This window comes from Bradyrhizobium sp. BR 10289 (genome assembly GCF_019455385.1).
Classification (GTDB): domain Bacteria; phylum Pseudomonadota; class Alphaproteobacteria; order Rhizobiales; family Xanthobacteraceae; genus Bradyrhizobium.
On the sequence record NZ_JACOFR010000033.1, the window covers coordinates 1 to 24,176 of the forward strand.

Consider the following 24,176-nt stretch of genomic DNA (forward strand, 5'->3'; position numbering starts at 1 on the left):
CCTTGCCGAGGAAGAAGGCGCCGCGGACATTGGGGGCGACGAAGATGTAGTCGAGCACCAGCAGCGCGACCGTCAGCACCGCGGCAACGCGAATGATGTTCAGCGCATCGGGCAGCGAGATGAAGCGCCATTTCGTCGTGGTCAGATTGAAGACGAAGAACACGACCACGCTGAAGGCGAGGAAATAGGGCAGGATCTGGAGCAGCAGCGGCAGACGGTCATAGAAGCCGTCACCGCCCTCGAACCGCAGATAAAATGCCACGAACAGCGCCGCCGTGGTCGCCAGCAGGTCGTGGAGCGCGATCATGAAATTGCGAAAAGTAAGATGCGAAAAACGCGTCATCCGCCGACCGATGAATATTCCGTTGGTTGCAACCTGACTGCGCTGATACCCTATCTCGACCCGACTTGCCAGCCGCGCGGCCGTTCAGGAACCGCTTCCCTCATCTTCATCTCGGCCCGTTGGCCCCAGCCCACCCATGCCGCCGGCGACGCCGACGCCGATCACGTACATCCAGCCCTCGTGGAAATAGAACAGATGCGAGTTGAAAAACGAGGTAAAGACGTTCTGGATCACCACCAGCAGGCCGATCCAGCGGACGAACCCGTCGCTGCGAAACAGCAGGAGGTGAGAGATCCAGATTGCGTAAAGAACGACCATGCCGATGACGCCTCATTGCACCTTCTGGTTGTACAGACTCGGAAACACCCTCACGCCTCGAACCCATGACGGCTCCTTGGAGGCGCGCTCGAACAACCCTTGCGATGAGCCGGTCCCATGTCCCGCAAGCGGAGCCTGCGCGATGAACTGCGCCGAATGCCGCCAATATTCGAGGCGCTCGCCCATCGACGTCGGGACGTTCTCCTTCATGTAGAGCCGGTAGTCGCGCGAGAACGTGTCGGCGGTCTTGCGCAGCTGCGGCGAGGCCTGCCAGGCGACGGCGGCGCCGGCGATCAGGACGGCGCAGATGATGGCGATGCTGCGCCACTTCAGATGAAGCAGTGCGAACACGGCGAGCATGATCGGCACGGTCACGAGCGCGGTGCGCGAGACCACCACGAACGCCATGTTGACCAGGAAGCTGAACGCCAGCGCCGTCAGCAGGCCGGCGAGCCCATAGCGCTTCTCCCGCAACAGCATCATCACGGGATAGGCGAGCGCGACCGCGCACAACGTGAATTCCTGGCTCTGGTTGATGTAGTTCTTGACGAAGATGCCGCGCTCGAGCGGGTCGTAGGGTCTCAGCGACAGGCCGGGATAGAAGGCGACCAGCCACGACATCACCGATAGCAGCGCGCAGGACACCAGGAAGGCGATCAGCATCCAGTTGCCGCGCGGCGAGCGCTCGAAATGGTAGAGCAGGACGGGCAGCACGAGCAGCTTGATGGTCGGCCCCACGGCATAGAGGCGGGCGCCCCAGGCCGCATCGGACCACAGCGTTCCCACCAGCGCGAGCACGAACAGCGCCAGCGGCGCCGCGGAGATCGGACGCTTCAAGGATTGCAGGAAGGCGCGGACGTCGAGAAATGGCACCATGCAGACCAGGAACGCGGCGTTGAAGATCGCCACGAGCGAGGTCGACCAGGGCAGCGAGGCCACGGTGAGGATCGCGAACAGGTCGGCCGTCTCGCTCCAGGCCGCAGGGCTGCGGACGCGCCGTCCCAGCATCTGCAGGGTCGTCTCCCGGGCCAGCGCGGTCGCTTGATGAATCACCTGCCCCCTCCTCGGGCGCGATGGACGAGTGCCGTCGTGCTGAAGCCTTGCAGGATGTCGACCAGCACGACCACGCCGCCCGCGGCCTCGACGACCTCATGGCCGACCACCTGCTCGCGGGTGTAGTCGCCGCCCTTCACCAGGGCGCTCGGCTTGATCCGGGTGATCAGCTCGATCGGCGTATCCTCCTCGAAGATGACGACGAGATCGACGGCCTCCAGCGCCGCCAGCACCTCCGCGCGCGCACGTTCGTCCTGCACCGGACGGTCGGCGCCCTTCAGCCGCCGCACCGAGGCATCGCTGTTGAGGCCGACGATGAGGCGGTCACAGGCGGCGCGCGCCGCGGTCAGCACCTTGACGTGACCGGGATGCAGGATGTCGAAACAGCCATTGGTGAAGCCGACGCGCAATCCCTGCCGCTTCCATTCGGCGAGCTGCGCATCGAGCGCGCCGGGCTCGAGCACGATCTTCTCCTCGGCCGCGAGATAGGCATGCGGCAGGATCTTCCGGCGCAGCTCGGCCGCGCTGACACTGGCGGTGCCCTGCTTGCTGACGGCAACCGAAGCGGCCGCATTGGCCATGCGCAGCGCCGTATCCCAGTCCGCCCCCGTCGCGAGTGAGACCGCCAGCGCGGCCGCAACCGTGTCGCCGGCGCCGGAGACGTCGCGCACCTTCACCGGGAAGGCGGGCACATGGACGGCCTCGCCCTTGCGCGGCACCAGCGTCATACCGTGCTCGCCTTGCGTGACCAGTATCGCCTCGCAATCGGCGAGCCGCATCACGTCCTCGGAGGCATCGACGATGCTCTGCGGCGTGTCGGCGCGGCTGCGGGTGGCGTCCGAAAACTCCTTGCGATTGGGCGTCAGCAGCGTGGCGCCGCGATAGATCGCCCAATTGAGGCTCTTGGGATCGACGATCACCGGCTTGCCGGCCGTTCGCGCAGCATCGATGGTGTGGCGGATCACCCGCGCGGTCAGCACGCCCTTGGCGTAGTCGGAGAGCAGCACGATGTCGGCGCGCGCGATCTGCGGCAGGATCGCCTCGATCAGCTTCGCCTCGACCTCGTCGGACGCAGACGCCGCCTGCTCCCAATCCGCGCGCAGCATATGCGTGGAGAAATGCTCGGAGACGAAGCGGACCTTTCGCGTGGTCGGCCGCGACGGATCGCACACCAGCACGCTCTCGATGCCGGCATGCTCGGCCAGCGCCGAGGCGAGCCGCTTGCCCGCATCATCCTCGCCGACGAGACCGACGAAGACGCAGCGCGCGCCGAGCGAAGCGACATTGCGCGCGACATTGCCGGCGCCGCCGATATGGATCTCGCTGCGCTGGGCGGCGATGACGGGCGTCGGCGCCTCCGGCGAGATCCGCGAAACCTCGCCATAGACGAACTCGTCGAGCATGACGTCGCCGATGCACAGCACCGTGCGGCGCGCGATGTCCTGCGCCAGGGAATCAAAATCGAGAATGGGCGTCACCATGATCCAAAGCCCTCAGCGAAAACGGTCGGGCCGGTCGAGATAATTCCCGACATAGGCTTTCACCGCATCCTCGAGCGTCGTGAAGCCGCCGTTATAGCCGGCACGGAGCAGACGATCGACCTTGCTCTGGGTGAAGTATTGATAGCTGCCCCGGATCTGCTCGGGCATGTCGACATATTCGATGTTGGGCCTGGTGCCGAGCGCGGCATAGGCCGCCAGCATCAAATCCCTGAAGCTGCGCGCCTTGCCGGTGCCGACATTGAAGAGGCCGGAGACCTCAGGCGTTGCCACGAGCCACATGATCACGCGCACGACGTCGTCGACATAGATGAAATCGCGGCGCTGGTCGCCGTCGGCGATGCCCTCGCGATGCGACTTGAACAGCTGCACGACGCGCCCCGCCTTGACGTCGTCGAAGCGGCGCGCCAGCACGCTCATCATCGAGCCCTTGTGGTACTCGTTGGGGCCGAACACGTTGAAGAATTTCAGGCCGACGCATTGCGGCGGCAGCGCCTCGCCGCGCGCGCGGCGCTCGGCTACCGCGATGTCGAAGAGGGATTTGCTCCAGCCGTAGAGATTCATCGGCCGCAATTTCCTCAGCGCAGGGACCGAGGCGTCGTCGTCAAAGCCTTCCTCGCCGTCGCCATAGGTCGCCGCGGACGAGGCGTAGATCAGCGGCACGGCAGCGGCCGTGCACCAGTCGAGCAGGCGCATCGAGAAGCGGAAATTGGTCTCGATCACGAGATCGCCGTCGCTCGCGGTGGTCTCGGAGATCGCCCCGAGATGGATCACGGCATCGAGCTTGCGGCCTTCCAGCCAGCCGGACAGTTCGGCCGGCGGGACGATATCCACCAGCTGTCGCTTGGCGAGGTTCCGCCACTTGCCGTCCGAGCCAAGGAGATCGCAGACGACGACGTCGCTCCGGCCGGCCTCGTTCAGCGCGGCCACGACATTCGATCCGATAAAACCGGCCCCGCCGGTCACCAGCAACATTCCAATTACCTGCCCGATTTTCGCGGCCCGATACCTGCCGTAGCGCATCATCTGCCAAAGTGTAAGCATTTTGGGCCGATGCTTGGGACTTCTGCTCTGCCGGCTTTACCTGCCGGCCCGGAGCGGCTAACCGAACCGCCACAATCCGCACAGCTTCGGCCCCATTTAACAAATGAACCAAGATTCGCCACTTAGTAGAGAGGCAGATCGGCGCGATACCCGCCCGATCCTGATCGTTCCCTACATGTGGATCGGCGATTTCGTGCGGAATCACACCGTGGTCCGGGTCCTGAAGGAGCGCTGGCCGAACCGGCCGGTCGACCTCCTGACGACGTCCCTGTGCGCCCCCCTGGTCGATTACATGCCCGGCGTGCGCGAGGGCATCGTCTGGGACCTGCCCCGCAGCCGCCTCGCCGTTGGCCGCCAGTTCGGCCTCGCAAAGCTCCTGCGCGAGCGGAACTATGGCACCGCCCTGGTGCTGCCCCGAACCTGGAAGGCCGCCATTGCGCCCGCGCTGGCCGGCATCCCCGAGCGCATCGGCTTTGTCGGCGAATTCCGCTTCGGCCTGCTCAACCGCTGGCGCTGGGGCGAGAAGAAGCTGCCCCGCTTCATCGACAAGAACGCCGCGCTGGCCCAGCCCGACGGCTCCCCGCTGCCGGCGGAATGGCCGGTGCCGCAGCTTCACGTGCCCGCCGAGGAGATCGTCCGCTGGCGGCAGGCCAATGGCCTGAGCGCGGGCGCCGCCGTGGCACTCGCCCCCGGCTCGGTCGGCGTCTCAAAACGGTGGACCAGTTATCCCGAGGCAGCCCGCCTGCTGGTCGAGCGCGGCCTGGAGGTCTGGGTGGTCGGCGGCCCCGCCGAAAAGGGCCTTGCCCAGGAGATCGTCGCCGCTGGCGGCCCCGGGACCGCTGGCGGCCCGGGCGTCCGTGACCTCACCGGTACGGATTTGCGCAACGGTGTCCTCGCCATGGCCGCCGCCGGCGTCGCCATCTCCAACGATTCCGGCCTGATGCATATCGCGGCCGCGCTCGGCACGCCGACCATGGGCATCTTCGGCCCGACCGACCCCTACCTCTGGGCCCCCCTCAACGGCCTCGCCGCAACGATCGTGCAGGACAAGGAAGTGCTGTCCTGCCAGCCCTGCCAGAGCACGATCTGCAAGATGAACGACCACCGCTGCATGCGGAACATCGCGGCGAGCGAGGTGGTGGCGATTGCGGAGAGAGTGTTGGCCGAGGCCGGGTCGCGGGCAACGACCTGAGCGGCGCAGCTATCGACCCAGCCGCTTCTCGACCTTCTTCCGGCTGTTGCCGACCTTCTTGACCGCCTTCTTCACTGCCGGCGCGGAGCGGCGCGTCTTCTTCGCCTCGTACCCGACTTCGTAGTCCTGTCCTGCGGCGACCCGAGCGCGATCCTGTTTGCGACCGCGCGTGGTTTGCTTCTTTGCCTTAGCCATCGTGCACCTCCTTGCGTTGCAATGACGCGAGAAGATTCGATTGGTTCCCGATCTGGAAAATCGAATGCGTGAACTCCCTCCAGCATCGCGCTGAACTAACATATGTTGATTACACCCTTGGGAAAACTCGGCATCCTTTTCGGCTCACGAGGGGTACGGCCGATGGACGAGGATTTCATCAAGGGGCGCGCGCAAGACATTCGCAATTTGGCGGCGAAGGCCGACCCGTTCACCAGGAAGCGTCTGCTCGATCTTGCCGCTGCTTATGATCGCCGGCTGAACCCGCCGCCGCACGCCGTGGCACGTACGACCGCAGGACATTCGCAGCCGCAAGCGAAGCGCTAGGAATGCCGAAGGAGCAGGAACGCGAGAACCGGCGCGTCGCCTTCGAGCGGCCGCTGACGGCGCAAATGATGGCGATCGACGGCACCTGGCGGCGCCCGTGCTTCGTCAAGGACGTCTCCGAGACTTCAGCGACGCTCAAAGTCGAGACATCCATCGAGGGACTGGCGCTGACCGAGTTCTTTCTCGTGCTCTCCTCGACCGGCCTTGCCTATCGCAGGTGCCAACTCGACCGCGTCAACGGCGACGAGCTCGAAGTCAGCTTCTTGCGTCAGAAGGCCGGGAAGAAGCAGGTCCGCGAGACGCCGGCTTGATCGGCTCGATAGCGATCCCGCCCCCCGAACGTGCGGTCGCGCCGATAGCGAACGCAGGTCTCTCGGCACGTTTTGGGATGATGCCAATCTACCTGTTTTGCCCGACGCGTCAAGTGGAATTTCGAAAAATCCGCAGCCGCCACCGCTTCGGCGATCAAGCCATTGATTCCAGGACTCCCGGCTACTGTGCATGGGGTTGTTTTCGAAATTCTTTTGCCGGCCCGCAAAACGGACCGTCACAGCAGCGGCCGGTAGACCTCGCCGATCCGCGCCGCCTCCGCATCGAGGCTGAACTGTGCCAGCACCCGCGCCCGCCCGCGCTCGCCCATCGCGGTCGCAGCCGCGACATCGCGCATCAGCGGCTCCAGCGCCGCGGCCAGTGCATCGGCATCGTCGGCCGGGACCAGCACGCCGGTCACGCCATCCTCGACCACGAGCTCGGCAGCCCCAGCGCGCGCCGCGACCAGCGCGCTGCCGCTGGCCATCGCCTCGATCAGCGTCAGGCCAAATCCCTCGTTGCGCGAGGTGAAGGCGTAGATCGTCAGCCGCTGATACCAGCGCTGCACCGCTTCGATGTCCAGCTCGCCGGTGATGACGATGCGCGACTGCAAATTGGCCGCCTCGATGCGCTTCTTCAGGTCGTTGGCAAACGGCGTCTGCTCGGCCGTGACCTGCCCGACGATCACGGCCGTGAAATCCGGATAGTGCGGCAAGAGGCGGCACATCGCATCCACGAACAGATCCGTGCCCTTCTGCGCGCGCACGCGACCGAAGCAGCCGATCGCATAGCGGCCGGGAAGTCCACTCTCCGCGAACGCCGCGGCGCGGTCGATCGGCGGAGCGTAGACATCGGTGTCGACGCCATGCGGGATCACGGTCGCCTTCACCTTCAGGAACGAGGCCGAGATGTCGGAGGTTGCGATGATCGCATCCATGCGCCGGATCAGCCAGCGCGTGATCCACGAATGATGCCGCTGCGCCGCCGAGGTGAACACCAGCTTGAGCGGCCAGCCGAGCGCGCGCAGCACGACGCCCGCGATCATCTCGTTGTTGCGGCGCGCATGCCAGATCAGGGGCGTCTTGCGGCGCCACAATTTCAAGAGATCGGTCACGCCCAGCCGGTCGATCCCCTCCGGCGCGTCCGAGCCGAACCAGGCGGCGCGATACAGTCTTGCCAGCCGCGGCGCCACCATCCGGTTGGTCGCGGTGACCCCGGAATAGCGCCTGTGCAGATTTGGCACGATCACCTGTAGATGGCCGGGGGGCTTCGCCACGTCACACTCCGTTGAGCAGGCCCCCTATACGCAACATTAAGCATAGTGACCAGTTCAGGGCTGCCGATACCCCCTCTTCACCACGCAGACGCTAGCATCCCGCGTTGATCGAAGACGGGTGAGATCATGACTGTGCTAGTCACCGGCGGTGCCGGCTATATCGGAAGTCACACGGTCCTGGCGCTGGCGGAAGCCGGCGAGGACGTCGTCGTGATCGACGATCTCTCCACCGGCTTCTCCGCCTACCTGCCGGAAGGCGTGCCGCTGTTCATTGGGGACGCCGGCGACGAGAACCTGCTCGAGGGCGTGATCGCCCAGCACAACATCGAGAGCATCATCCATTTCGCCGGCTCGGTGGTCGTGCCGGATTCGATGCGCGATCCGCTCGGCTATTACCGCAACAATTTCACCACCGCGCGCAACCTGCTCAACGTCGCGGTGAAGCGCGGCATCGGCCGCTTCATTTTCTCCTCGACCGCCGCCGTCTACGGCAATCCGGACCAGGTGCCGGTGCCCGAGCACGCGCCGACGCGGCCGCTGTCGCCTTACGGCTCCTCGAAGCTGATGACCGAGATCATGCTGCACGACGTCGCCGCCGCCTACGGCATGCAGTACGTCACCCTGCGCTATTTCAACGTCGCCGGCGCCGATCCGCAGGCGCGCATCGGGCTCGCCACCGTCGGCGCCACGCATCTGCTCAAGATCGCGGTGGAGGCCGCAACCGGCCAGCGCGCCAAGATCGACGTGTTCGGCACCGACTATCCGACCCAGGACGGCAGCTGCGTCCGCGACTTCATCCACGTCACGGACCTCTCGCAGGCCCACCGCTCCGCGCTCGCTTACCTGCGCAACGGCGGCGCCTCGACCACGCTGAACTGCGGCTATGGCCGCGGCTATTCGGTGCTGGAGACCATCGACGCGGTGCGCCGGGTCTCGGGGCGCAGCTTCGCCGTGCAATACGCCCCGCGCCGGCCCGGCGACATCATGACCATGGTCGCCGACACCAGCCGCATCCGCAGCCTGCTCGACTGGAAGCCGCAATACGAGGACCTCGAGACCATCGCCGCCCATGCGCTGGCCTGGGAGGACAAGCTGTACCGCGAGCGCCATGGCGAACTGCGCCACGCCGTCTCGGCCTAGATTCCGTTCAGACGCAAGCCCTTAATTGGGCTTGAAAAACCCGGCCTGAGCGGGCACAGAGGCCCATCGATCCCTGACGCGCGGGCAGGTTTGTCCCTGCGCCGTCAATGGACAGCGGATGGCTCAGTTTCCTAAGAAAATCACCGACGATCCCTATGCGGCAGCGGTCCTGATCCGCCGCCTGGTCACGGAACAAGGCATCGTCTACTGGCGGCGCTATCTCATTGCCTTCTCCCTGATGGCGCTCGCTGCCGGCGCCACCGCCTGCGCGACCTATGTGCTCGGCCAGGTCATCAATCAGGCCTATGTCGACAAGAATATCCCGGGCATCGCGATGTTCTCTGGCATCACCGTATTCCTGCTCTTCATCAAGGGCGTGGCGACCTACGGCCACATGGTGATCCTGACCAAGATCTCGAACGCGATCCTTGCCACCAACCAGCGCCAGTTGTTCGCCAAGCTGATGCGCGAGAGCGTCGGCTTCTTCTCCGAGCGGCACTCGTCCGAGTTTCTGGCGCGGCTCACGGCCGGCGCCAAATCGATCACCGACGTGCTCAACATGCTGGTCAACGCCATCGGGCGCGACCTCTTGATGCTGCTCGCCATGATCGGCGTGATGGTGTGGCAGGATCCGTTGATGTCCTTCATCGGTCTCGTCGCGGTGCCGCCGGCGATGCTGGTGCTGCGCAAGCTGGTCAAGCGCATCAAGGGCCTCGCCTACAACCAGTTCACCGGCACCGCCGACATCATGGAGACGATGCAGGAATCGCTGCAGGGCATCCGCACCGTCAAGGCCTTCACGCTCGAAGACACCATGCAGAAGCGCATCGACGAGAACATCGCCATCGTCGAGCGCAACGCCAACAAGATGGCCCGCGTCGCCAACCGCTCCAATCCGCTGATGGAGATGCTCGGCGGTTTCGCGGTCGCCGGCTGCCTGATGTATGGCGGCTACGCCGTGGTCGCGCTCAACGCCACGCCCGGTGCGTTCTTCTCCTTCATGACCGCGTTCCTGATGGCGACCGAGCCGGCCAAGCGGCTGGCGCGGCTCAACATCGACCTCAACAGCCAGCTGGTCGGCGCCCGCATGCTGCTCGAGATCATCGACAGCCCGGCGAGCGAGTATTCGGACGACGACAAGCCAGCGCTGAAGCTTTCCGATGCGCGCATCGAGCTGCGCGATGTCAGCTTCGCCTATCGCGACGGCGAGACCGTGCTCAACCGGATGAGCTTCACCGCCGAGCCCGGCAAGGTCACCGCGCTGGTCGGCCCCTCCGGCGGCGGCAAGTCGACCGTGCTGGCGCTGCTGCTACGCTTCTACGAGGTGACGCAAGGCGACATCGTGATCGACGGCCAATCGATCGGCGCGGTCTCGCGCAAGTCGCTGCGGGCGCAGACCGCCTATGTCGGCCAGGACGTCTACCTGTTCCGCGACACCATCCGCAGCAATATCGCCTTCGGCAAGCCGGGCGCGAGCGAGGACGAGATCATCGAGGCGGCGAAGGCGGCCTGCGCGCATGATTTCATCACGGGCTTCCCGCTCGGCTACGACACGCCGGTCGGCGAGCACGGCACGCAGCTGTCGGGCGGCCAGCGCCAGCGCATCGCTGTGGCGCGCGCGCTGATCAAGAACGCGCCGATCATCCTGCTGGACGAAGCCACCGCCGCGCTCGATTCCGAATCCGAGCGGCAGGTGCAGGAGGCGATCGAGCATCTCTGCCAGAACCGCACCACCATCGTGATCGCGCATCGCCTGCACACCATCATGCACGCGGACAGCATCCTGGTGGTCGAGGGCGGCGAGATCGTCGAACAGGGCCGGCATGACGAGCTCTTGCGCCGCTCCGGCCGTTACGCCTCGTTCTTCCGCTTGCAGCATCACGACGCCGGCGCCCTGGCGCCGATCAGCGCAACCGCATAGAGTTCCCCGTCAACCTCAAGAGCAGCGAGACCGCTCCATGAACGCCGCCTCCTACGTCATCCCGCTTCCGCCGCAGGCTTCGCTTCCCGTCGTCGGGGAAAGCGGCCTCTTTCCGGTCCGCCGCATCTGGTGCGTCGGCCGCAACTATCTCGAGCACATCCGCGAGATGGGCAATGACGAGCGCGCACCGCCGTTCTTCTTCGCCAAGCACGCCGACATGCTGGTGCCCAATGGCGCCACCATTCCCTATCCGCCCCTGACCAAGGATTTGCATCACGAGGTCGAGCTGATCGTCGCGCTCAAGAGCGGCGGCCTCAACATCCCCGCCGACAAGGCGCTCGATCACGTCTATGGCTACGCCGTCGGCATCGACCTCACCCGCCGCGACCTCCAGATCGCCTCGCGCAAGAAGGAGCGCCCCTGGGAGATCGGCAAGTCCTTCGACGGCTCGGCGCCCGCCTCTGCGATCCAGCCCGCCTCGAAGATCGGCCATCCTACCAAGGGCAGGATCTGGCTCACGGTGAACGGCAAGGAAGCCCAGACCGGCGACCTCGAGCAGATGATCTGGAACGTGCCGGAGACGATCTGGCAGCTCTCCCAGCAGGTAAAGCTCGCCGCCGGCGACATCATCATGACGGGCACTCCGGCCGGCGTGTCGCAGCTCCAGGTGGGCGACAAGCTCGCCTGCGGCGTCGACGGCGTTGGCACACTGGAAGTGAGCATCGGCCAGCCGGAGTAGGCTCAACGATATATCGGAATCAAAGGCCCCGGACGTGTCCGGGGCCTTTTTGCATTTCTACCAGGCTTTCACCGGCCGGTTGGCGTAGCTCGCCTGCGGCACACCGCGATTGAGCGACATGTGCGAATGCACGCACAGCCAGCCGTCGCCATCCCTTGAAAACACCATCGTCGCCCGGCCGGGACGCGGAAATGCGCTGCCGTCGGGATAATAGCCAGTGCTCGTCCACGGCGCGATCACGATCGCCATCGCTCCATCGGGTGATGCCAGGACGGAGGTCTGATCGAGGACGAAACGGAAGTCGGTCGTCTTCGGCCAGACGTTGTCCCATTGCGTCGTGACCCATTGATCGAGGCCGGGGATGACATCGTTATGCGTGCCGAAGGCGAGCACATCGGGGTGAAACAGTGGCCGCGCCGACGCGTAGTCGACGTCGCGGACATAGCCCGAGAAAGTTTCCAGCCACTCCAGAAAGAACCGCCTGATCTCGGTGTTCGCGGTCGGCAAGGGACTCATTGCTCGGCGCCGATCACTTCAGCGCCGAGAACACGATGAGGCCGAGTACCAGCGCGGTCAGCGAGTATTTCAGCGTGTAATAGACGTTGCGGTTCCACTCCTTGACCTTGCGGCTGCCGAGATGGATCTCGTAGAGCTTGCCGAACACCTTGTTGAGCGCGCCGACATGCTCGCCGTCGACGTTCTGCGTCGCCGACGCCTTGACGATGTGATGGCTGACCCAGCGGTTGATCGCGGTCATGAAGCCGTACTTCATCGGACGCTCGACGTCGCAGAACAGGATGATGCGGTTGACGTCGGTCGCATTCTCCGCGCTGTGGATGAACGTCTCGTCGAACATGAAGGCCTCGCCGTCACGCCAGACGCATTCGACGCCGTCGACCAGGATGCGGCACTTGTTCGAGTTCGGCGTGACGAGACCGAGGTGATAGCGCAGCGAACCGGCGAAGGGGTCGCGATGCGCGCCCAGCTTGCCGCCCGGCGGCAGCATCGCGAACATCGCACCGTGCACGCTCGGGATAGACTTGAGCAGCTCCACCGTCTTCGGGCACAGCGTGTTCGCCGACGGCAGGAAGTCGTCGTACCATTTCAGGTAAAACCGCTTCCAGCCGCTCTTGAAGAACGAGTAGAAGCCCCAGTCGTTGTTCTTGGCGGCTGCGCGAATGAAGCCTTCATCGAACAGGCGGACCGCCTCGTCGCGGATGGTCTCCCAGTTCTCGCTGAGCGGCTTCAGCTCCGGAAACTGCTCGACCGAGATCACCGGCTTGTTTGGCACGGCCGAGCCGGCGTACATCAGCACGTTGTAGGGCGCGAGATAGGTCGAGTGATCGCCAAGCTGGCGCGCGAAGCGCAGCCGCTGCTTGCCGCGGAAGTGGACATAGATCGTCGATGCCGCAAGCACGTATAAAATGACGAGTTGCGGCGCAAAAAGCTGTTTCAGCATTCCCCAAGTTCCCAAGTGACCCAGCCGGGGACGTGATCTACTCCGAGCAGGCCCGACCGGCAAGATATTCACCGGTGGGTTGCAATCACGCCACAGAGAGCAAAAGGGACGGAATTTGGGGCCAAACCGGCCGAATCAGGCCCGCGACAACGCCTGCAGACCCTTGAAGGTCAGGCGCTTGGGATCTGTGACGCCGGCCAGGTAAAGCCGGCGGATGAAGGCTATGACGGCGTCGCGGTCGCAATCGGTCAGCGCGACGACGGCGTCGACCGCGATCTTCTGGGCTTCCATTGGGCTCACCTCGGCCTTGCGAGTAACCCCGGCCGAGACAGGCTAGGACTCAGCGGTTAATCCCGCGTTAACCGTTCCGACAGGATGGCCGATTCAGCCGGCTGCCCGTATACGCAAAACAACGCATTGCGAAGGCGCGAAGCAGCTCAGCGCGCGCCGACGCTCTTCTTGAGCAGCGCGAACTGCTTCTTCAGCCGGGGCACGGCAAAGTCGGTGAATGCCCGGACCTTGGGCACCGAGAGCCGCCCTTGCGGGCAGATCAGATGGGCCGGCATCTCCGGATCCGCATCGTCCGCCAGCACGATCTCGAGCTCGCCGCGCGCGACCTGTTCGGCCACCTGGTACGAATACATCCGCGCCACACCGCGCCCGGCGACTGCGGAGGCCACCGCCGCATAGGTGCTGTTGACGACGAGGCGCGGCGTGAACTGTACCGTCCGTGCCGCTGACGAGCCGGCCTGCGGCGCGAATGTCCAGGAATTGGGCAGATGCGCCATCGCCACGATCTGGTGTTTTGCAAGATCGCCGGGCTCGGTGATGCGCGGATGCTGCTTCAGATAATGTGGCGCGGCCACTACGACCCGGCTGATCTCTCCGACCCGCATCGCCACCATCGCTGAATCCGCCAGCGGTCCGATGCGGAGCGCGACATCGACGCCCTCCTCGATCAGATTGACCGCGCGATCGAACAGCAGGAGCTTTGCCGAGACGGTCGGATAGGCGTCGAGAAAGGCATCGAGAATCGGCCGCAGCACCATCTCGCCCGAGACCACAGGCGCAGTGATCGTGAGCAGACCGCGGGGTGCGGTGCGCGGTCCGGCCGCGATGTCCTCGGCCTCTTCCAGCTCGGCGAGTACGCGGCGGCAGATCGCGACATAGCGCTCGCCCTCCTCGCTGAGCTTGATCGAGCGGGTGGTCCGGTGCAGCAGCTCGGTGCCGACCCTTTCCTCCAGGAAGGCGATGGCACGACTGACCGCTGCGGGCGAGCGACCGAGTTTGCGGCCGGCGGCAGCCAAGCTCCCCTCGTCCACCGCCAGGACGAACACATTCATCGCATCCAGACGATCCATGCCTCCCCGCCCCGTCAAATTCCCGTGACAGGCTAGGCGTTCACCCTCGCCGCGACAACCGCCTCCGGACGCCGATCCGGCATTCGATCACGCCGCGTAACAGTGTCTGCCGGACAACGTGTCTTCGCAGCCGGGCCGCGGCGGCGTACCTCACCACGCAAGCCAGCCGCCGCCAGCGCTGGTTTGAAAGCCAACAACAGGAGCCCGTCATGGGTATCGAGCAGAAAGTCGCCATCATCACCGGAGCATCGCAGGGCATCGGTGCCGCCCTGGTCCAGGGCTTTCGCGACCGCAATTATCGCGTCGTCGCCACCGCACGTTCCATCAAGCCCTCGGGCGATGACGACGTCCTCGCCGTTCCCGGCGACATCGCCGAGCGGGCCACGGCCGAACGGGTCGTCGCGCAAGCCATCGCCCGCTTCGGCCGTATCGACACGCTGGTCAACAATGCCGGCATCTTCGTCGCCAAGCCGTTCACACAATACACCGCGGAAGACTACGCCGCGGTGATGGGTACCAACGTCGCGGGCTTCTTCAACATCACGCAGCTCGCCATCGCCGAGATGGAGAAGCAGCGCTCGGGGCACGTCGTCCAGATCACGACCACGCTGGTGGATCAGGCCAATTCGAACGTGCCTTCGGTGCTGGCCTCGTTGAGCAAGGGCGGGCTGAATGCCGCGACCAAGTCGCTCGCGATCGAATACGCCAAGCGCGGCATCCGCGTGAACGCGGTCTCGCCCGGCATCATCAAGTCGCCGATGCACCCGGTCGCGACGCACGCCCAGCTCGGCGGACTGCATCCGGTCGGCCATATGGGCGAAATGTCCGACATCGTCGATGCTGTGCTCTATCTGGAGAGCGCCTCCTTCGTCACCGGCGAGATCCTTCATGTCGACGGCGGCCAGAGCGCCGGCCATTGAGCTGAGGTGATCCGCGCCCTCGCGCGCAGGAGGATGGCATGACCAACGCAAACATGAAGCAACATGTCGAGACCCGGCTGCAAAAGCAGCCGGGATCGAGATCGGAGGCGACCTGGCGATATGCGGTGGCGGGCCTGTCAGCGTCGCTGGTCGGACTTGGCCTCGCCCGCTTTTCTTACACGCCGCTGATCCCAGCCCTGATTGCCGCAAAGTGGTTCAGCGCATCCGACGTCGTCTATCTCGGCGCGGCCAACCTTGCCGGCTATCTCGCCGGCGCGCTCGCGGCACGGGCAACTGCGTCGCGCATCGGTGCAGTCCGTGCGCTGCGGGCGATGATGCTGCTCGCCACCCTCTCCTTCTTTTCGAGCTCGACGCCGCTGTCGTTCGCCTGGTTCTTCGCCTGGCGCTTTCTCTCGGGACTAACCGGCGGCATCATCATGGTGCTCGCGGCCTCCGTCATTCTGCCGCACGTTTCGGCCGCGCGTCGCGGCATCGTCGGCGGCGTGATCTTTGCGGGCGTCGGCCTCGGCGTCGCCGCATCGGGTACGCTGGTGCCGCTGCTGTTGCAGCAAGGCCTGCAGCAGAGCTGGTATGGCCTTGGCGTGCTCTCGGCCGTTCTGACGCTTGCAAGCTGGTGGAACTGGCCCGCGGAGGCCAGGGCTGATGCCACGTCGTCGCATCACGCGAAACACCGTAGCGCCTCGCCGGCTGCCCGCGCGCTGCTGGTCCAATACGGCCTCAATGCGGTGGCCCTGGCGCCGCACATGGTCTTCATTGTCGACTTCGTTGCGCGCGGCCTCGGCCAGGGTATTGCCGCGGGCTCCCGCTATTGGGTGCTGTACGGCCTCGGCGCCATCGTCGGGCCGCTCGTCACCGGCCATCTCGGTGACCGCTCGGGCTTTGGTCCGGCCTTGCGCGCGGCGTTCCTGATCGAGGCGGCTGCCGTCCTGCTGCCGACCGTCAGCACGGCACCGCTCTCGCTCATCGTGTCGAGCGTCGTGGCCGGCGGCTTCACGCCCGGAATCGTGCCGCTGGTGCTCGGACGCATCCACGAGCTCGTGCCGCATTCGACCGAGCAGCAGCGCGCGACATGGAGCCACGCCACCACCAGCTTTGCGGTGTTCCAAGCCGCAGCCGCCTACGGTTTCTCCTGGATCTACGCGCAGACCGGCGGCGACTATCCGGTCCTGTTCGCACTTGGGGGCGGCGCCGTGGTGCTGGCGCTGGCGATCGACCTTGGCCTCGCGCTCACCACGCGCAAGGCCTGACCGCAGGCGGCGGCGTGATCAGGAATACTGCATCACGCCGTCGTCGATCCGGCCGAAGCGCAGGGAGACGATGTCGAGCGCGTAGTTCTGATATAGCCGCCACGGCCGCTTCGAGCCTTGTTTCGGCATTTTTGCGACCGAGCGCTGGACGTAGCCCGAGGTGAAATCGAGCGAGGGCTGCGCAGTGATCTCGGAGTCATCATTGTGCGGCATGCATTGGCGGAAATTGTGCCGGTCCATGTAATTGATGAGACGGCAGACATATTCGCAGGTGAGATCGCATTTCAGCGTCCAGGACGCATTGGTGTAGCCGAAGGCAGAGGCCATGTTCGGCACGTCCGCATACATCATGCCCTTGTAGGTCAGCGTCTTGGCGAAATCGACCGCACGGCCGTCAACGCTGATCTCGAGGCCGCCGACGACCTGGAGCACGAGCCCCGTCGCGGTAACGATGATGTCTGCCGTAAGCTCGCTGCCGTCCTTGAGGCGGATGCCGTCCCGGGTAAAAGTGTCGATCTCGTTGGTGACGACAGTGGCACGCTTGTCCCGGATTGCCTTGAAGAGATCGCCATCCGGCACGAGGCAGAGCCGCTGATCCCAGGGATTGTAGCGCGGGGTAAAATGGGTCGCGACATCGTAGTCCGGCCCGAGCGCCATACGCACGCCGGCGAGGATCAGATTCTTCATCTTGTGCGGCCGCCGCCGGCTCAGCTGGAAGAAGAACATCCCCCACATCACGTTGCGCCAGCGGATCAGGTGATAGGCAAGCCGCGTCGGTAAATTGCGGCGCAATTTGTTGGCGACGGGGTCCTGTGCCGGGCGCGACACCACATAGGTCGGCGAGCGTTGCAGCATCGTCACCTGCGCGGCCTTTTTGGCGAGCTCCGGCACCAGCGTCACCGCGGTCGCGCCCGAGCCGATCACAATGACGCGCTTGCCGGCGTAGTCGATGTCCTCGGTCCATTTCTGCGGATGCACGATGCGGCCGCCAAACTCCGCCTTACCCTTGAACTCCGGCGTGTAGCCCGCCTCGTATTTGTAATAGCCCGGGCACATGAAGAGGAAATTGCAGGTAAAGCGCACCGGCTCGCTCGCGCCCTCACCCGTGATACGCTCGACCTCGACAGTCCAGCGCGCCTCCGGCGTCGACCACGCCGCACGCTTGACGCGGTGGCGGAAGCGGATGTGCTTGTCGATGCCGTTCTCGGCCGCCGTCTCGCGCACATAGTTCAGGATCTGCGGCCCGTCTGCGATCGCCTTTGGATCGGTCCACGGCTTGAAGGAGTAACCGAGCGTGAACATGTCGCTGTCGGAGCGGATGCCGGGATAGCGAAACAGGTCCCACGTCCCGCCGATGCAGTCACGCCCCTCCAGGATGATGTAACTCTTGCCGGGGCACTTGCTCTGCAGATGATAGCCCGCCCCGATACCGGACAGACCGGCACCGACGATCAGCACGTCGAAATGTTCTTGTTGCATGGTTTCCTCCGCCGGGGAGGATTGTCCGCCCGGCGCAGCAAGCCGTCAATTGGCAATCAGCCGTGCTGCAACCGCAAAGCGAGTTGAATTCCACGCGCCGAAACAACGAAGCCCCGGATTGCGCCGGGGCTTCGTATCGAAGATCGAAGGGTCGTCGGATCAGTACCGGTAATGATCCGACTTGTACGGGCCTTCCTGCTTCACGCCGATATAATCGGCCTGGTCCTTGCGGAGCTCGGTGAGCTTGACGCCGATCTTGGCGAGGTGCAGGCGGGCGACCTTCTCGTCGAGGGTCTTGGGCAGCACGTAGACTTCCTTCTTGTACTTGCCGTCCTTGTTGTTGGCGAACAGCTCGATCTGCGCCAGCGTCTGGTTGGTGAAGGAGGCCGACATCACGAAGGACGGGTGGCCCATCGCGTTGCCGAGGTTCACGAGACGGCCTTCCGACAGCAGGATGATGCGGTGCTTGTCGGGGAATTCGATCTCGTCGACCTGCGGCTTGATATTGGTCCACTTCAGGTTACGCAGACCCGCGATCTGGATCTCATTGTCGAAATGGCCGATGTTGCAGACGATGGCGCGATCCTTCATCGCGCGCATGTGCTCGATTGTGATGATGTCCTTGTTGCCGGTCGCGGTGACGAAGATGTCGGCGCGCGGGGCGGCGTCTTCCATCGTCGTGACCTCGTAGCCTTCCATCGCGGCCTGCAGCGCGCAGATCGGATCGACTTCCGACACCATCACGCGGCAGCCGGCCTGGCGCAGCGAGGCCGCCGAGCCCTTGCCCACGTCGCCGAAGCCCGCGACCATCGCGGTCTTGCCCGACATCATCACGTCGGTGCCGCGGCGAATGCCGTCGACCAACGATTCACGACAGCCATAGAGGTTGTCGAACTTCGACTTCGTGACGCTGTCGTTGACGTTGATCGCGGGCCACAGCAGCTTGCCGGCCTTCTGCATCTCGTAGAGACGATGCACGCCCGTGGTAGTCTCTTCCGAGACGCCCTTGATGCTGGCGGCAATGCCTGCGAAGTAGCCCTTCGGCTTTTCCTTGAGCTGCTTCTTCAGGAGCGCAAAGAACACTTCCTCTTCTTCGGAACCGGGCTTGTCGAGGAACGCGGTGTCGCCGTTCTCGGCGCGCAGGCCGAGATGGACGTACATGGTGGCGTCACCGCCGTCATCGAGGATCATGTTCGGGTGACCGCCGCCGTGCCAGTCGAACAGCTTTGCGGTGTAATCCCAGTAATCCTTCAGCGTCTCGCCCTTGACAGCGAAGACGGGAATGCCGGCGGCCGCGATCGCGGCAGCGGCGTGGTCCTGCGTCGAATAGATGTTGCAGGAGACCCAGCGGATGTCGGCGCCGAGTGCGGCGAGCGTCTCGATCAACACGCCGGTCTGGATCGTCATGTGGAGGGAGCCGGCGATGCGGGCGCCCTTCAGCGGCTGCTTCGGGCCGTACTCCTCGCGGGTGGCCATCAGGCCGGGCATCTCGGTCTCGGCGAGCGAGAGCTCCTTGCGGCCGAAATCGGCGAGCGAAATATCCTTGACGATGTAATCGGTGAAGCCGGGCTTCGCGTTCATTTGCGAGTGTCCTGTTGTTGAACGGGCATTCCGGCACGCCTCGAAGAGGCGCCCCGGAATCGCGACGAGTGGATTTCAAGGATTCCGGGTTCGCATGCGAACCCGGAATGACGCACAAAAATCAGAGCGCGCGCTTCAGTTGCTCGACGAGATCGGTCTTCTCCCAGGAGAAGCCGCCCTCGTTGTCGGGCGTGCGGCCGAAATGGCCGTAGGCCGAGGTGCGCGCGTAGATCGGGCGATTGAGATCGAGATGGGTGCGGATGCCGCGCGGCGTGAGATCCATCGCCTTGGCTGCGGCGTTCTCGAGCTGATCCTCCGGCACCTTACCGGTGCCGTGGGTGTCGATGTAGATCGACAGCGGACGCGCCACACCAATGGCATACGCGAGCTGCAGCGTGCAGCGATCGGCAAGACCGGCCGCGACGATGTTCTTGGCGACGTAGCGCGCAGCATAAGCGGCCGAGCGGTCAACCTTGGTCGGGTCCTTGCCGGAGAACGCGCCGCCGCCATGCGGGGCCGCACCACCATAGGTATCGACGATGATCTTGCGGCCGGTCAGGCCGGAATCGCCGTCGGGACCGCCGATGAAGAACTTGCCGGTCGGGTTGATGTGCCAGATGGTCTTCGGCGTGATCCAGTCCTTCGGCAATGCCTCGCGCACATAGGGCTCGACGATGTCGCGGATCTGCTTGGACGAGATGTCCTCGATCAGATGCTGGTGCGACACCACGATCTCGCGCACGCCGACCGGCTTGCCGTTCTCGTACTGCACGGTGACCTGGCTCTTGGAGTCCGGACCCAGCACCTTTTCCTTGCCGGAGTGGCGGGCTTCGGAGATCAGGCGGAGGATCTTGTGGGCGTAGAAGATCGGCGCCGGCATCAGATCGGGCGTCTCGTTGGTGGCGTAACCGAACATGATGCCCTGGTCGCCCGCGCCTTCTTCCTTCACTTCACCCGGCTGGAGCGCGTCGACGCCCTGCGCGATGTCGGCCGACTGCGGATGCAGCAGGATCTCGATGTCGGCCTTCTGCCAGTGGAAGCCTTCCTGCTCGTAGCCGATGTCCTTGATCGCGGCGCGCACGACGCTCTCGATCTGCTCGTTGGTGACCGACTTCGGCCCGCGGGTCTCGCCGGCGATCACCACCTTGTTGGTGGTCGCGAGCGTTTCGCAGGCGGCACGGATCTGCCACGGGTCAATGCCGGCTTTCGGCCCCTCGCGGTAGAACAGATCGACGATTTCGTCGGAGATCCGGTCGCACACCTTGTCCGGATGGCCCTCGGACACGGACTCGCTGGTGAAGAGATAGGACGCGCGCATCAAGTAACCCCTTGTTCCGCCACTCGACGGCGGTTTGTTTGCGATGTTGAGCGATGGATGATGTCAATCACGCCGTCGCGAGATGACGTAGGATTCGTCTAGAAACCAGAGCCCGTTGTATTTTCGGAGCACGTCCCTGGCGGCGTCCAGAGTACGGCCGTTTTGAGTCATATCTGCCAACCGGTCGTCCTCGATCTGAGCGACATACACCGCCGCATTCCACGCTGCAAAGGCCGTCGAGGTCCCGATGGAGCCGGTGACCTCGTTGGGCAGCGCTTCCATATCATACCTGAAGATCGAGCGGTTATCAGCGTATGCATTAAAATTTAAGTCACGGCCCAACGACCCAAGCTCGTACTTCACGGCGCGCAATAGCTCATGACGGCTGACCGAGAAAGGATTTTCTCCGGGCCAGATCGCCTGGATCATTTCCATGCCCGGATCCTGGCCGTGGGAGTGGATTCCGATCAGCCGTCCCCCCGGCCGGAGCGCCCGCGCCAGCGGCGCGATAATCCGTTTTGCCCGGAAATTGACCGAGGATAGCGCCCGGTACGGCTGGGAGGCGATGACAAGGTCGAAATTGGCCTCGGTCTGGCCCGGCCGCGGAATGGTCGAATCCAGCAAAAACCTGTGGTCCTCGCGATAGAGCACCAGGACGACGGGGCGTTCATAGAGCGGCATGGCCGTGCGCGGGCTGATCGCCGCACGCCAGTTCTGCTCCAGGAACGGCCGCAGCTCGGCAATCTGGGCTTCAAACTCGCCCGATGAGCCGCCCCGCAGTGGAACCTCGTGCCAGACGGTGGCCGCAGCCGCGGCAGGCGAGGCCGGGGTCAGCCAGGGCGCCTCCGAATAGAACATGTTGGTGAAGACGAACACCGAAGCCGGATGTTCGAAAATGCGGTCCGGCACCTTCTCCAGCGTCAGGCGCAAATCCTCGAGGCTGAGCTCCTTGCCGGCCACGTAGAACGGCATGTGCGGATAGCGCTGGTGCGTAGCGCGCAGCACGCGTGCCAGCACCGTGCCATCGCCGACGCCGGCGTCGAAGATGCGCAGCGCCGGCGGACGCGGATGGATGGCGGAAAGCTCCAGCGCCACCCGGTCCGCAATCACCCGCTTCTCGCTGCAGGTGTGGACGAACAGCAGGTATTTCTGCCGGTTCTCGAAGAAACGGAAATTGCCGCGGGGATCGCGCTTTTCGGGCGGCACCTGAAGCCCCCGCGGCGGCGGCAGGCCGGTCGTCGATGCCGCGATATAGGCCTGGATCCGCTCCAGCGTATCGATGGTGATGCGCTTGCCCTCGCGCAGACGCTGCACCAGCTTCCCATCATTCACCGCACGCCGGCCGAAGGTCGATTCCGCCATGCCCGCCTTGCGGCAGAACTCGGTGATTTGGCTCAGGATTTCGTCGTTTTTCATGAGTGGGAAGGCGGTGGGCAGAATAGTTGGGGATTGCCTCTTACCAAATTCTGCCCACTGGGGAAATAGGGGCCAAATCCCGTCCACCGCAGTGTTCGCACCGGGGGACGGGTGAACCCCATGGCCCTGCCGGGCAACAAACAAGCGCTTCTCCTCCAACCGGACGACCGCCATGCGCCGCCTGCTCGTCGCGCTCTGCCTGCTCACCCCCGCGCTCTGGTCGGCACCCGCCCTCGCGCAGGCGCGCAACCAGCTCGGGCCGCTCTGCACCACCGAGACCACGCCGGCGGACCAGATGGTCGACGCCTGCAGCAAGATCATCGCGCTGAAGGTGTTCAAGGGCGGGCAGCTTGCCACCGTCTATTTCTGGCGCGCCGTCGCCTGGAACAAGAAGGGCGACTACGCCAGCGTCATCGCTGACGCCACCGAGGCGATCCGGCTGCAGCCGAGCCAGGCCGTCTATAACCTCAGGGGATCGGCCTATTACGACAAGGGGGACTACGACATTGCGATTGCGGATTTCGACGATGCGCTGAAGCTCGGCCCTCCCAGTGGCATCATCTTCCACAATCGCGGCAATGCCTGGCGCGGCAAGCACGACTATGCCAAGGCGATCGCCGACTATGACGCTGCGATCAAGTCAGATCCGAGATCGGCGTTCTCGTTCCAGAACCGCGGCATCTCGAAAGAGGCACTCGGCGATCTCGACGGTGCGCTCGCCGACATCAATCAGGCCATCCGGCTCGACCCGACGCTGCCGCAGCCGCTGATCAACCGCACCTCGATCTGGCGGGCCAAGGGCGATCTCGATCGCGCCATTGCCGATGGCAGCGAGGCGATCCGGCTCGCCAAGGACAAGCCGGCCGTCAACATCATGACGCCGCCCAACAGCGTGCTGATCTCGGGCTATACCCATCGCGCACTCGCCTATGAAGCGAAGGGCGACTATGCCCGCGCCCGCGACGACTACAACGCGACGCTGGCGATCGTGGCGTCCGATGCCGGCAGCAAGGCCAACCAGGCGACCGCAAAGGTGCGGCTGTCGCTGGTCACGGATGCAGCCGCGCCGATCCCGCGCGATGCGCCCTCGCCCGCAGCGCAGCCGGCGACAACTCCCGCTCCGCAGCAGACCGGTGCCGCGCCCTCGCCTGCTCCGGCTGCCCGCGGCACGCGGATGGCGCTGATCATCGGCAACGGCGCCTATGCGCATGTGAAGGCGCTGCCCAATCCGCCCAACGATGCGCGCGCGGTCGCCAAGAGCCTGCGCGACATCGGCTTCACGGTGTCGGAGGGTGTCGATCTCGACCGCGCCGCGATGCAGAAGATGACGCGCGGCTTCCTGCGCGAGGCGGCGCGGGCGCAAGTCGCCGTGGTCTATTACGCCGGGCATGGCGTGCAGGTCGACGGCCGCAACTATCTCATTCCGGTCGACGTCGAGCTCAAGCCGGGCACGGGCATGACCGAGGCGATGATCGACATGGACACGATCATGGCCGGCCTCGACGACCAGGTCCGCACCAACATTTTGATCTTCGATGCTTGCCGCAACAATCCGATGGCGCAGCAGGTCGCGTCCGTGGGCGTGAATCGCGGCATCGAAGGCGCCTCGGGCCTCGCGGCGCCGACGAGCCTGGGCGCCGGTGCGACGCTGGGCGCGGGCACGCTGATTGCTTTCGCCACCGCGCCGGGCCAGGTCGCGCTCGACGGCGAAGGCGCGAACTCACCGTTCTCCGCCGCCCTTTCCCGCCATATCGGCACGCCCGGGCTGGAGGTGCAGCAGATGCTGACACGGGTACGGGCGGAAGTGGTCTCGACCACGAAGAACAAGCAGGTGCCGTGGTCGAACTCATCGCTGCTGGGTGAGGTCTATCTGGCGGAGAAGTGAGGGCGGTGATGCGGGATGATGTGCCCCCAACACCGGTGTCATCGCCCGGCTCTGACCGGGCGATCCAGTATTCCAGAGACGTTTGTGATTTAATCGATGGCCGCGGCGTACTGGA

The 24,176-nt window shown here is 64.8% G+C and carries 21 protein-coding genes and 2 pseudogenes; 9 read left to right on the forward strand and 14 right to left on the reverse strand.

Annotated features, from left to right (window positions below):
- The 4 genes and pseudogenes from HYH08_RS33810 to rfaD all read right to left on the reverse strand — a co-directional run.
- Nucleotides 1-343 (reverse strand): annotated as a pseudogene (locus HYH08_RS33810) (capsular biosynthesis protein); the annotation flags it as partial.
- Between the two features lie 84 nt (nucleotides 344-427).
- Nucleotides 428-1,669 (reverse strand): annotated as a pseudogene (locus HYH08_RS33815) (O-antigen ligase family protein).
- 41 nt (nucleotides 1,670-1,710) lie between these two features.
- Nucleotides 1,711-3,195, reverse strand: a complete 1,485-nt coding sequence (gene rfaE1 / locus HYH08_RS33820; RefSeq protein ID WP_220014151.1) for a D-glycero-beta-D-manno-heptose-7-phosphate kinase — start codon at nucleotides 3,193-3,195, stop codon at nucleotides 1,711-1,713.
- Nucleotides 3,196-3,207: 12 nt separating this feature from the next.
- A complete protein-coding gene (gene rfaD, locus HYH08_RS33825) occupies nucleotides 3,208-4,188 on the reverse strand; it encodes an ADP-glyceromanno-heptose 6-epimerase (protein WP_220014152.1) in 981 nt (326 codons plus the stop codon).
- 172 nt (nucleotides 4,189-4,360) lie between these two features.
- On the opposite strand from rfaD, the gene waaF reads away from it, so the two are divergent.
- Nucleotides 4,361-5,449 (forward strand): lipopolysaccharide heptosyltransferase II, encoded by a 1,089-nt coding sequence (waaF, locus tag HYH08_RS33830; protein WP_220014153.1) that lies wholly within the window; start codon nucleotides 4,361-4,363, stop codon nucleotides 5,447-5,449.
- 9 nt (nucleotides 5,450-5,458) lie between these two features.
- Here the strand turns inward: waaF and HYH08_RS33835 are convergent, their stop codons facing one another.
- On the reverse strand, nucleotides 5,459-5,644 hold the full coding sequence (locus HYH08_RS33835; protein ID WP_220014154.1) for a DUF3606 domain-containing protein: 186 nt from the start codon (nucleotides 5,642-5,644) through the stop codon (nucleotides 5,459-5,461).
- 162 nt (nucleotides 5,645-5,806) lie between these two features.
- Between HYH08_RS33835 and HYH08_RS33840 the strand changes: the two genes are divergently transcribed.
- Nucleotides 5,807-5,989 carry a hypothetical protein gene (locus HYH08_RS33840; protein ID WP_220014155.1) on the forward strand — a complete coding sequence of 61 codons (183 nt, stop codon included), beginning with the start codon at nucleotides 5,807-5,809 and terminating at the stop codon, nucleotides 5,987-5,989.
- Nucleotides 5,990-5,991: 2 nt separating this feature from the next.
- Nucleotides 5,992-6,300, forward strand: a complete 309-nt coding sequence (locus tag HYH08_RS33845) for a PilZ domain-containing protein (protein ID WP_220014156.1) — start codon at nucleotides 5,992-5,994, stop codon at nucleotides 6,298-6,300.
- Between the two features lie 236 nt (nucleotides 6,301-6,536).
- On the opposite strand, the gene HYH08_RS33850 is transcribed toward HYH08_RS33845, so the two are convergent.
- Nucleotides 6,537-7,574 (reverse strand): glycosyltransferase family 4 protein, encoded by a 1,038-nt coding sequence (locus HYH08_RS33850; RefSeq protein ID WP_220014157.1) that lies wholly within the window; start codon nucleotides 7,572-7,574, stop codon nucleotides 6,537-6,539.
- A gap of 126 nt (nucleotides 7,575-7,700) precedes the next feature.
- Between HYH08_RS33850 and galE the strand changes: the two genes are divergently transcribed.
- From galE to HYH08_RS33865, 3 genes are all read left to right on the forward strand, one after another.
- Nucleotides 7,701-8,714, forward strand: a complete 1,014-nt coding sequence (galE, locus tag HYH08_RS33855) for a UDP-glucose 4-epimerase GalE (protein WP_220014158.1) — start codon at nucleotides 7,701-7,703, stop codon at nucleotides 8,712-8,714.
- Nucleotides 8,715-8,832: 118 nt separating this feature from the next.
- A complete protein-coding gene (locus HYH08_RS33860; RefSeq protein ID WP_220014159.1) occupies nucleotides 8,833-10,635 on the forward strand; it encodes an ABC transporter ATP-binding protein in 1,803 nt (600 codons plus the stop codon).
- Between the two features lie 37 nt (nucleotides 10,636-10,672).
- Entirely contained in the window at nucleotides 10,673-11,374 is a 702-nt protein-coding gene (locus HYH08_RS33865) for a fumarylacetoacetate hydrolase family protein (protein ID WP_220014160.1), read from the forward strand.
- A 57-nt stretch (nucleotides 11,375-11,431) separates the two neighbouring features.
- Here HYH08_RS33865 and HYH08_RS33870 read toward each other — a convergent pair whose 3' ends face one another.
- The 4 genes from HYH08_RS33870 to HYH08_RS33885 all read right to left on the reverse strand — a co-directional run bounded on the left by HYH08_RS33870 (nucleotide 11,432) and on the right by HYH08_RS33885 (nucleotide 14,194).
- Nucleotides 11,432-11,890: a YybH family protein gene (locus HYH08_RS33870; RefSeq protein ID WP_220014161.1), complete on the reverse strand. Its 459-nt coding sequence runs from the start codon at nucleotides 11,888-11,890 to the stop codon at nucleotides 11,432-11,434.
- 13 nt (nucleotides 11,891-11,903) lie between these two features.
- Entirely contained in the window at nucleotides 11,904-12,833 is a 930-nt protein-coding gene (locus HYH08_RS33875; protein WP_220014162.1) for an aspartyl/asparaginyl beta-hydroxylase domain-containing protein, read from the reverse strand.
- Between the two features lie 135 nt (nucleotides 12,834-12,968).
- Nucleotides 12,969-13,124: a hypothetical protein gene (locus HYH08_RS33880; RefSeq protein ID WP_014493894.1), complete on the reverse strand. Its 156-nt coding sequence runs from the start codon at nucleotides 13,122-13,124 to the stop codon at nucleotides 12,969-12,971.
- Nucleotides 13,125-13,270: 146 nt separating this feature from the next.
- Complete coding sequence (locus HYH08_RS33885; protein WP_220014163.1) at nucleotides 13,271-14,194, reverse strand: LysR family transcriptional regulator; 924 nt, start codon at nucleotides 14,192-14,194, stop codon at nucleotides 13,271-13,273.
- Nucleotides 14,195-14,403: 209 nt separating this feature from the next.
- Here HYH08_RS33885 and HYH08_RS33890 point away from each other — a divergent pair, with 209 nt between their 5' ends.
- Together HYH08_RS33890 and HYH08_RS33895 are read left to right on the forward strand one after the other, a co-directional pair.
- Nucleotides 14,404-15,114, forward strand: a complete 711-nt coding sequence (locus tag HYH08_RS33890; protein WP_220014164.1) for an SDR family NAD(P)-dependent oxidoreductase — start codon at nucleotides 14,404-14,406, stop codon at nucleotides 15,112-15,114.
- Between the two features lie 38 nt (nucleotides 15,115-15,152).
- Nucleotides 15,153-16,382 (forward strand): YbfB/YjiJ family MFS transporter, encoded by a 1,230-nt coding sequence (locus HYH08_RS33895; protein ID WP_220014165.1) that lies wholly within the window; start codon nucleotides 15,153-15,155, stop codon nucleotides 16,380-16,382.
- An 18-nt stretch (nucleotides 16,383-16,400) separates the two neighbouring features.
- On the opposite strand, the gene HYH08_RS33900 is transcribed toward HYH08_RS33895, so the two are convergent.
- The 4 genes from HYH08_RS33900 to HYH08_RS33915 form a co-directional block, all read right to left on the reverse strand.
- Nucleotides 16,401-17,861, reverse strand: a complete 1,461-nt coding sequence (locus HYH08_RS33900; protein WP_220014166.1) for a flavin-containing monooxygenase — start codon at nucleotides 17,859-17,861, stop codon at nucleotides 16,401-16,403.
- A gap of 159 nt (nucleotides 17,862-18,020) precedes the next feature.
- Complete coding sequence (gene ahcY / locus HYH08_RS33905; RefSeq protein ID WP_220014167.1) at nucleotides 18,021-19,442, reverse strand: adenosylhomocysteinase; 1,422 nt, start codon at nucleotides 19,440-19,442, stop codon at nucleotides 18,021-18,023.
- 121 nt (nucleotides 19,443-19,563) lie between these two features.
- A complete protein-coding gene (metK, locus tag HYH08_RS33910; protein WP_220014168.1) occupies nucleotides 19,564-20,760 on the reverse strand; it encodes a methionine adenosyltransferase in 1,197 nt (398 codons plus the stop codon).
- Between the two features lie 63 nt (nucleotides 20,761-20,823).
- Entirely contained in the window at nucleotides 20,824-22,176 is a 1,353-nt protein-coding gene (locus HYH08_RS33915) for a hypothetical protein (RefSeq protein ID WP_220014206.1), read from the reverse strand.
- Nucleotides 22,177-22,348: 172 nt separating this feature from the next.
- On the opposite strand from HYH08_RS33915, the gene HYH08_RS33920 reads away from it, so the two are divergent.
- Entirely contained in the window at nucleotides 22,349-24,061 is a 1,713-nt protein-coding gene (locus HYH08_RS33920) for a caspase family protein (RefSeq protein ID WP_220014169.1), read from the forward strand.
- Nucleotides 24,062-24,176: the final 115 nt, after the last annotated feature.